We start from the raw sequence: 7,452 nt of genomic DNA, 5'->3' as shown, positions 1-7,452 counted from the left end.
ATTTTCAGCCCGACCGCTGGCTCGAAGAGGGCCAGCAGGTGCAGGTGGGCAAGGAGTCGCTCGATGTCTTATTTTGCCCTGGGCACACTCCGGGGCATGTGGTTTTTTTCCACGCCGGCCGCAAATTGGCCTGGGTGGGCGATGTGCTTTTTGCCGGCTCCATTGGCCGCACCGACTTCCCGCGCGGCGATCACCCTACACTGATTCGCGCCATTCGCGATAAACTCTGGCCGCTGGGCGACGATGTGCATTTTGTGCCGGGCCACGGCCCTATGTCGACCATTGGCGCCGAGCGAAAAAGCAATCCCTTTGTGGCCGATCACAGGTTCGGATGATGACAGACACCCTTTGGAAAAGCCCCGCAACACCGGCGCAGCTGAACGAGCTGGGCAAAAAAACCGCCGCTGAATTCTTGGGTATTGAAGTGACCGAAGTGGGCCCCGATTACTTGCGTGGCACTCTGCCCGTCAACGAGCGCACGGTGCAACCCATGGGCTTGGTCCACGGCGGTGTCAACGTGGCGCTGGCGGAAACCCTGGGCTCGATGGCGGCCAATATGGCGGTGGACACCAGCCAGTATTTTTGCGTCGGCCAGGAAATTAATGCCAACCACGTGCGCGGTGTGCGCGCAGGAAAGGTAACGGGCACAGCGCGCGCAAAATACCTGGGGCGCACGTCGCAGGTGTGGGAAATTGAGCTGGTGGACGACCGCGGTCGTCTGACCTGTATTTCTCGATTAACCATGGCGGTGGTGCCGCACGGGCGCGCGTGAGCCTGCCTGAATCCATAGCCTCGCAGCTGCAAATTAAGCACTCGACGCGCCGCAGGACCTTGGGGCTGCGCTTTTACCCCGATCGCATTCAGGTGAACGCGCCGGCATCAATCAGCCGCGCCGATATATTAACGCTATTGGCACCTAAGCATCAGTGGTTGCAGCGCCGCTTGGCAGAGGCGCGCGCGCGTTTTGGCGACCGACCCGAGCACCGCTATGAATCCGGTGCGTGCATGCCCTATTTGGGCAGGGATTACCCGCTGGAAATAACCTTGGGCAACCGCACCGATGTGCAGCTATCTGGCGAAGTCTTGCAGATTACGCTATCGCGCCGCGGCCGACGGCCACAAGCTGCGCGCGCGCAAGACGCCCTGTGTCGCTGGTATCAGCAACAGGCGCTGGCCCTGTTGTCCGGCAAAAGCCAGGCGCTAGCGGCGCAGTGTGGGTTGACGGTGGCGGAGGTGAAGGTCAAATACACCCGGTCCAAGTGGGGCCATTGCACGAGTCGCGGTCAGCTGCAATACAACTGGCTGATAGTGCAGGCGCCCATGGCAATCGTGGACTATCTTGTGGCCCACGAAGTGAGCCATTTGCGCCACCCCAACCACAGCGCGGCATTTTGGTCGCAGGTGGCGGTACTTTGCCCGGACTACTTGGCGGCCCGGCGCTGGTTGAAAAACCAGGGCCACCGTTTGTGTATGTAAATGGTTGTGCCAAGGTCGCCGGCATCAGTTATAGTAGCCGCGCACCTAAACCCAGCAGCAAAGGCAGCGCGCTATGACCGAACTCAGCGAAGATTTTGATGAAAACTACGACCGCTTTGTGGTCGAAGTGGTCGAGCAAGGTATTGTCTGGGCTTTGGAAAGCGACGACGGTTTTGCCGTCTGCCCTTCGCTGCGCCACGAAGAAACCGATGTCATGCCCTTCTGGTCCAGCCAGGCGCTGGCGCAAGCTGTGTGCGTGGACGAATGGGATGTTTACAAACCGGTGGCCATCGATCTGGAAGAATTTTTAGATGATTGGCTGCCCGGCATGCACGAAGACGTGATCATCGTCGGTGTCAATTGGAACGAGGATCTGGAAGGCGCCGAAGAAGAGCCGCTGGATTTACTGGAAGATCTGGAAGAAGAGTTGGGTTAAGTTTGCCGGGCCGAGTGGGGCCCGCTGTTGTCCCCAAATTGCAGACCTTGGCGGTACCGCCGGCCGCCATCCGCCTTTTGTTTTATCACAGCTATAACTCGTTTTCGCCCGTTGCCAGGGTATTGGGCGGGGGTTATTGCGCGCCTATGGACGCTGTGCAATTTACCGCGTCGATTGTAACAACTGGCTAATTGTGGGCGTGTCGGCGTTAAAGCGCGCCGTTTGCACCACGGTTTTTTCCGCGTTGACCAGCACCCAGGTGGGCTGGCCGCGCACGCCGTAATGGCGGCCCACGGCCTGCGCGTTAAACAGTGGTGCCAGGGCGCTCGGTAGTTCGGGCAGGGCCGAGCCGGGGGCGTGCGCCGACACTAACAGCAGGTAGGGTTTCACGTCGGACTCCAGCGCTTCTTGCTGCAACCTTTGCATCTGCGCCAAGCAGGCGCGGCCGCAGGCCGGCGTCCAAAACAACAATAAACTCGCCTGCTTACCGCTGTCCTCGTAGAAAGACACATACTCGCCCGCGCTATCGCTCAACAGCCAATTGGGCGCCTGACTGGTCACGCGCTGTTGCGCCTGCAATGCGGCGCTGGCGAGCAGGCTCAATGAGCAGACAACTAAACAGAGCAGTGGGCGCAACGATACAACTCCTTCGGGGCGTTGCTGTTTAGAGTGTACCCACGGCGCTAAGTTCCATTGGTCTGTGCATCCTGCAGGCGAATTAGCGCAGCTTTTGCGGCGGTCACGCGGCCAATGTCGCAGGCGCGATAGCCGGCGGCGCGCAGATCCGCCAGCAACTGGGGTGTGGCCTGAGCTGGTACTCCCGCCAGCAGACCGCCGCTGGTTTGCGGATCAAAAAGCAGCGCGTAGCGGGGGTGTGTTTGCCAGGTCTGGGGCTCGGCAATGGCGCTCTGCAGCCGCAAATTTTGTACCTGCAAGCTGCTGACCCAGCCGTTTGCCAGGCAATGTAGGGCGCCGGGCAGGGCGGCAATCTGGTTGAGGTTCAGCTCGGCCGAGAGCTTGCTGGCGCGCAACATTTCCGCCAAATGGCCCACTAACCCAAAGCCTGTAACATCTGTGCAGGCGCGCGCGCCGGCGGTTTGCAACAGCGTCGCTGCCGCGCCATTAGGTTGCAACATGTTGGCCACGGCCGCGCTGATCCAGCGGCCCCGAGTGGCGACCTGGCTGCGGGCGGCAAACAGACAGCCGGTGCCCAGCGGTTTGGTCAATATCAGGCGGTCGCCTTCGGCCAGCCCGGCTTTCGTGAGCAAACTGCCTTTGGCCAGCCCATTCACCACCAGACCCATAGTAAGTTCCGCGCCTTCGCTGGTGTGCCCGCCGGTGAGCTGGCAATTGAATTCGTTGAGCACCTGCAGTGCGCCGCTCATCAGTTGTAGCAGATCCCGGGCCTGCAGAGCGTTGCGCGCATAGGGCAGCGTGACTAGCGCCTGCGCGCTCTGCGGGCTGGCATGCATGGCGAACAGGTCGCTCAGCGCATGAAGCGCCGACACCTGGCCCTGCACAAAGGGGTCGTCCAGTAGCGCTCGGAATTGGTCTACGCTCTGCACCAGCAGCTGGTCCACGGGCAGCTGCAGGGCGGCGGCATCGTCTGGGTCGTTCAGGCCGATCACCACATCCGGGCGCTGTACAGTGTCCAGTGCCTGCACCACCTGCGACAGGACATCCGCTCCCACCTTGGCGCCGCAGCCGCCGCAGCGCATGGCGTGGGTGCTGAGGGGCGGGGTTTCAGCGCCCCAAAGTGCCGGGTCCGGGCTTGCGGTAGCTTGTGCTGGCATGGGGGACAGCGAGTGAAACTTTTCCATAAAGCGCCGATCGATGCGATCTTTCCAGCGCCAGACCCAGCGTCCGGCCAGGGTGGGCATCCAGCCTCCGGCACGGCTCGCCAGCGCTCGACCGTCGGCCAGCGACAGCAAGCTCAAAAAGGCTTTTTGGGCGCGAAACCGTCGCAGCGGTTGGCCCAGCAAGTGGGCGCGCAAGTTGTGCAGTAACACGGGCGCCTCGCGCACGGCAAAGACCCCGGCCTTGGGGCGGGGTTGGCCGGTGAGGCTGGCGATATCACCGGCGGCAAACACTCGGGGATCGCTGGTCTGCAGTTGTGCGCTTACGGCAATAAAGCCCTGGCTATCCAGTTCCAGCCCGGTGTGTTTGAGCCACTCGGGCGCGCTGGCCTGCGTGCACCAAAATAGCTGATCGAAGGGGAACTGTTTGCGGTCCGTGTGCAGTTGGCCGGCGGTGACTTGCGTGATGCTGCAGCGGCCGTTCAGTTCGATATTGAGCGCATCCAGCTCGCGGGCCAGCCGTCTTCGAAAGCCCGCGGGGTAGCCCGACAGGGGCGCTTCCTCGGCAAAGTAGAGTGCGATGGCCGCGCGCGGTGCCCGAGCCCGAAAGGCGGCGGCCAACTCTACTGCCGCCGCACCGCCGCCCACCAGGGCGATGCGGGCATTTGGTTGGTCGGCCAACTGGGCCTCTAGTTTTTGCCAGTGTGGGTAAAATTGGCTGATGGGTTTGACCGCAGTGGCCTGCTCGGCTGCGCCCGGCACCGCCAGCGACGGCGTGGCACCGATATTGATGGACAGCCGGTCAAAGCCCAGGCCCGGCCGGCCATCTAGCAAAACGGTGCCAGCTTGCAGATCCAAACCCGTGGCGCGGGCGCGAATAAAGCGCACGCCCGCTGCCGCGCACAGGCGATCCAGATCGATATGGGCGTCGTCAAACCGGTAGTGACCGGCGATCAGCCCTGGCAACATGCCGGAATAGGGGGTGTGTGGCTCGGGCGAAATCAGTGTTAGACGCACGCCGGGCAAAGGCTGCATGCGCCAGCGGGCAATCGCGAGCGCATGGCTGTGGCCACCGCCCAGCAGCACCAGATCTTGAAGTTGGGGTTGATTCATGGCGGCGATTATAGCCTCAGCCAGTGCTGTAAGTATCGCCCGCTAGTGGGTAGTGTCCTGCTCGCCACACAGGTAGTTGTGCAGTATGTCCACCATGTGTTGGCGCACGTGGGCCTCAAGCGATTCCAGCTTGCTAAAGGCAGGTGTAATGGGGCTGTGGTGCTGGTCCGGCATGAGCTGGTATAGGTGTGCGTCGCATTGGCGCACGCGAAAATTAAAGTCCATACACAGGCGCATCAAATGGGGGTAGGCCGACTCCTGTCGGCTGGCAAAGCGGACTTCCTTTTCCCCTGCGTCGGTTTCCAACAGCTGAACAGACATAGCAGAGTCACCTTCTTTTTATTGCGTCTTCATTGACTGGCTTGTCATCCCGATGGGTTAAGGGAGGACGGGTAAATGGAGGTATGCGGGATCACCGCGTGGGTCGATTAGATCACACTCGCCTAAGTGAAGAGTGTGAACTTCATCACAAACGGTTGGTACTTATGACTGAAAACGGTCACTGAGTTTCCGGTGTGGTATGCAGTTGCAGGCGGTGGCGTAAATGGTGTGCCAGGGCGTCGGCGCCCATGGTCATGAGGCTCGAGGCCAAAATTAGCAGTAGCGCCTGATCAAAATTAAGGGCCTCGAAGGCCGAATCGATGTAAAAACCCAGCGAGGGTACTCCCAGTAGGCCGAGCATGGCCGTTTCGCGCATGATAATTTCCCAGCGGTACAAGACGTAAGCCACAAACTGGCGGTACAGATTGGGCAGCAGGAAAAATGCGTAGCGGTTAAGGCCGCGCGCTTGGAACGCCGGTGCCGGCAGGGCGTCGCTGTGGGCGCCCAACAGGTGCGCAATAATGGCGCCGTTGTGCAGGGTCATGGCAATAATAGCGGGTAGCATGGAGGGCCCCAGCACAATCAGGCCCAGGAAATTGAGCAGGTACTCGGGCAGCGTGCGCAACACCACCAGCAGGCCATCGCCCAACTGCCGGCGCGCGCCTCGGGCGAAGTGCCGGCTGTTAAGCGGCAGGCAGGCCAGGCTGAACAGCCCGGTGGCCACCACGGCAATTTGCGCCAACACCAGCGTGTTGGCAGCGCCCGGCAGCAGCTGCGCCGACCACAACTGCGACCACCAGTGGCTGGCCTGGGCCTCGGTCAGCGGTAAACGCCAGGGCGCGGGCACCAGGTCCTGTAAAAATTGCGACAACAGGCCCGGCTGCCAGTGGCCGGTGACCGGGACCCAGTAGAACAGCAGCGGTACCAAGCAGACCAGCAGCCAGGGCTTGGTCCAAAATCGCAGGCTGATCACCAGAGCGATCAAGCCGTAAATCAGCGCTGCCGCCTCGTCGTACTGGCCTTGGCGCAGCGCCGTTTCCAGTAGAAAACCCAGGGTGGGCAGGCCGATAAAACCCAGCACAATGGACGAGCGCAGGGCGCACTCGAGCCGGTAGCGGGTGTAGTGGCACAGACCGGCCCACACCAGAGGCAGGCGCCCGTAGAAAAAGCTGCTAAAGCTGTGCGGCTGAGCCAGGGCCTGGGCAGGTCGCGGGTCTATCTCCTCCAGCTGTTCGCCGTAAATTTTTGCCAGAGTGCCGGTGTAGGGCAGCAGCAGTGCCAGCAAACCAGCCAGGCTGGTGAGTCCCAACACTTGTATAAACAACAGCGCCCAAAACACTTCGTGTACCGAGCGCAGGCCGGCGGCCAGCAGCCGCACCCAGCGCCGCCGGTAGCCCAGGGCGAGCACAAAGCCGGCCAGGGCAGCCAGAGCAATGGCCTGCAGTGCAAAGGCGAGCGTATAAAGTAGCGCCTCGCCGTAGGCCGCCAGGTTGGGAATGCGCGGCTGGGCAAAGCCCCACAGCAGCGCGCGCAGCTCCCGGCCCGGGTCTACTTGGGCCAGCTCTAGATCGGCAAAGCACAGACAGATCAGGCCCAGGGCCGCAAAATACCCGCTGACACGCCGCAGACCCAGGCGAGGGCTGCGGGCTACTGGTACAGACACGCCAATTGATCGGCCGACAGACTGTGCGCCGGCGCATCAATCGCCACCCTGCCGTCGGCCAGGCCGATAATGCGCTGGCAGTGAGCCAGCGCCAAATCGACCTGGTGCAGGGCCAGTACGGCGGTAGGGTGGCGCGCCAATAGCCAACTGAGCAGCGCATTGCCCTGGTTGGCGTCCAGGGCCGACACCGGCTCATCGGCCAACAATAGTGGTCGCTGTTGGTAGACGGCGCGGCCAATGCCCACCCGCTGCTGCTGACCGCCGGAGAGTTCGCCGGCCTTGCGCCACTGGCACTCGGTTAGCCCCAAGTGGCTGGCAATGGCCGCAATTTCCTGTCGGCAGCGCTGGCTTGGGTAGATCAGATTGCGCAGGTTGGTGAGTGCCCACTGTCGCTGCAGGCCGCCACTGTAAATGTTGTGAAAGGCGCTGAGTTGCGGCACTAACGCGGGCTGTTGGGGGCACCAGGCCGCCTGATCGGGCGCCAGGCTGCGCAGCTGCGCCAGCAGTGTGGACTTGCCGCTCCCGCTTTTGCCCAGCACGGCCACCCGCTCGCCGGCGCGAATGTGCAGGTGCAGATCCACCAGCACCGGGGCCTGTTGCGGCAGACGCCCATAGCCCAGGGCGTCCGCTTTAAGGGTGAGCACTTG

Annotated in this window: 9 protein-coding genes; 4 read left to right on the top strand and 5 right to left on the bottom strand. The window is 62.1% G+C overall.

The window, feature by feature from the left end:
* The 4 genes from ACW8F6_RS09000 to ACW8F6_RS08985 all read left to right on the top strand — a co-directional run.
* Nucleotides 1-335 (top strand): MBL fold metallo-hydrolase (locus ACW8F6_RS09000; protein ID WP_491575525.1); only part of this gene is annotated, 335 nt, incomplete at its 5' end.
* Nucleotides 335-772, top strand: a complete 438-nt coding sequence (locus tag ACW8F6_RS08995; RefSeq protein WP_491575524.1) for a hotdog fold thioesterase — start codon at nucleotides 335-337, stop codon at nucleotides 770-772. The genes ACW8F6_RS09000 and ACW8F6_RS08995, both read left to right, overlap by 1 nt.
* The gene (locus tag ACW8F6_RS08990; RefSeq protein WP_491575523.1) at nucleotides 769-1,476 is read left to right on the top strand and encodes a M48 family metallopeptidase; all 708 of its coding nucleotides are present in this window, start codon (nucleotides 769-771) and stop codon (nucleotides 1,474-1,476) included. Before ACW8F6_RS08995 ends, ACW8F6_RS08990 begins: the two co-directional genes overlap by 4 nt.
* 73 nt (nucleotides 1,477-1,549) lie before the next feature.
* Nucleotides 1,550-1,912: a DUF2750 domain-containing protein gene (locus ACW8F6_RS08985; RefSeq protein ID WP_491575522.1), complete on the top strand. Its 363-nt coding sequence runs from the start codon at nucleotides 1,550-1,552 to the stop codon at nucleotides 1,910-1,912.
* Nucleotides 1,913-2,074: 162 nt separating this feature from the next.
* On the opposite strand, the gene ACW8F6_RS08980 is transcribed toward ACW8F6_RS08985, so the two are convergent.
* The 5 genes from ACW8F6_RS08980 to ACW8F6_RS08960 form a co-directional block, all read right to left on the bottom strand.
* Nucleotides 2,075-2,548 (bottom strand): TlpA family protein disulfide reductase, encoded by a 474-nt coding sequence (locus tag ACW8F6_RS08980; protein WP_491575521.1) that lies wholly within the window; start codon nucleotides 2,546-2,548, stop codon nucleotides 2,075-2,077.
* 47 nt (nucleotides 2,549-2,595) lie between these two features.
* Nucleotides 2,596-4,821 (bottom strand): selenide, water dikinase SelD, encoded by a 2,226-nt coding sequence (selD, locus tag ACW8F6_RS08975; protein WP_491575520.1) that lies wholly within the window; start codon nucleotides 4,819-4,821, stop codon nucleotides 2,596-2,598.
* A gap of 42 nt (nucleotides 4,822-4,863) precedes the next feature.
* Complete coding sequence (locus tag ACW8F6_RS08970; RefSeq protein WP_491575519.1) at nucleotides 4,864-5,142, bottom strand: hypothetical protein; 279 nt, start codon at nucleotides 5,140-5,142, stop codon at nucleotides 4,864-4,866.
* A gap of 178 nt (nucleotides 5,143-5,320) precedes the next feature.
* A complete protein-coding gene (locus ACW8F6_RS08965) occupies nucleotides 5,321-6,805 on the bottom strand; it encodes a PhnE/PtxC family ABC transporter permease (protein WP_491575518.1) in 1,485 nt (494 codons plus the stop codon).
* The gene (locus ACW8F6_RS08960; RefSeq protein ID WP_491575517.1) at nucleotides 6,790-7,449 is read right to left on the bottom strand and encodes an ATP-binding cassette domain-containing protein; all 660 of its coding nucleotides are present in this window, start codon (nucleotides 7,447-7,449) and stop codon (nucleotides 6,790-6,792) included. Before ACW8F6_RS08960 ends, ACW8F6_RS08965 begins: the two co-directional genes overlap by 16 nt.
* Nucleotides 7,450-7,452 lie beyond the last annotated feature (3 nt).

The organism is Simiduia sp. (assembly GCF_058345725.1).
The sequence above is the reverse complement of the archived record's forward strand: the minus strand, read 5'-3'. Positions and strand labels throughout refer to the sequence as shown.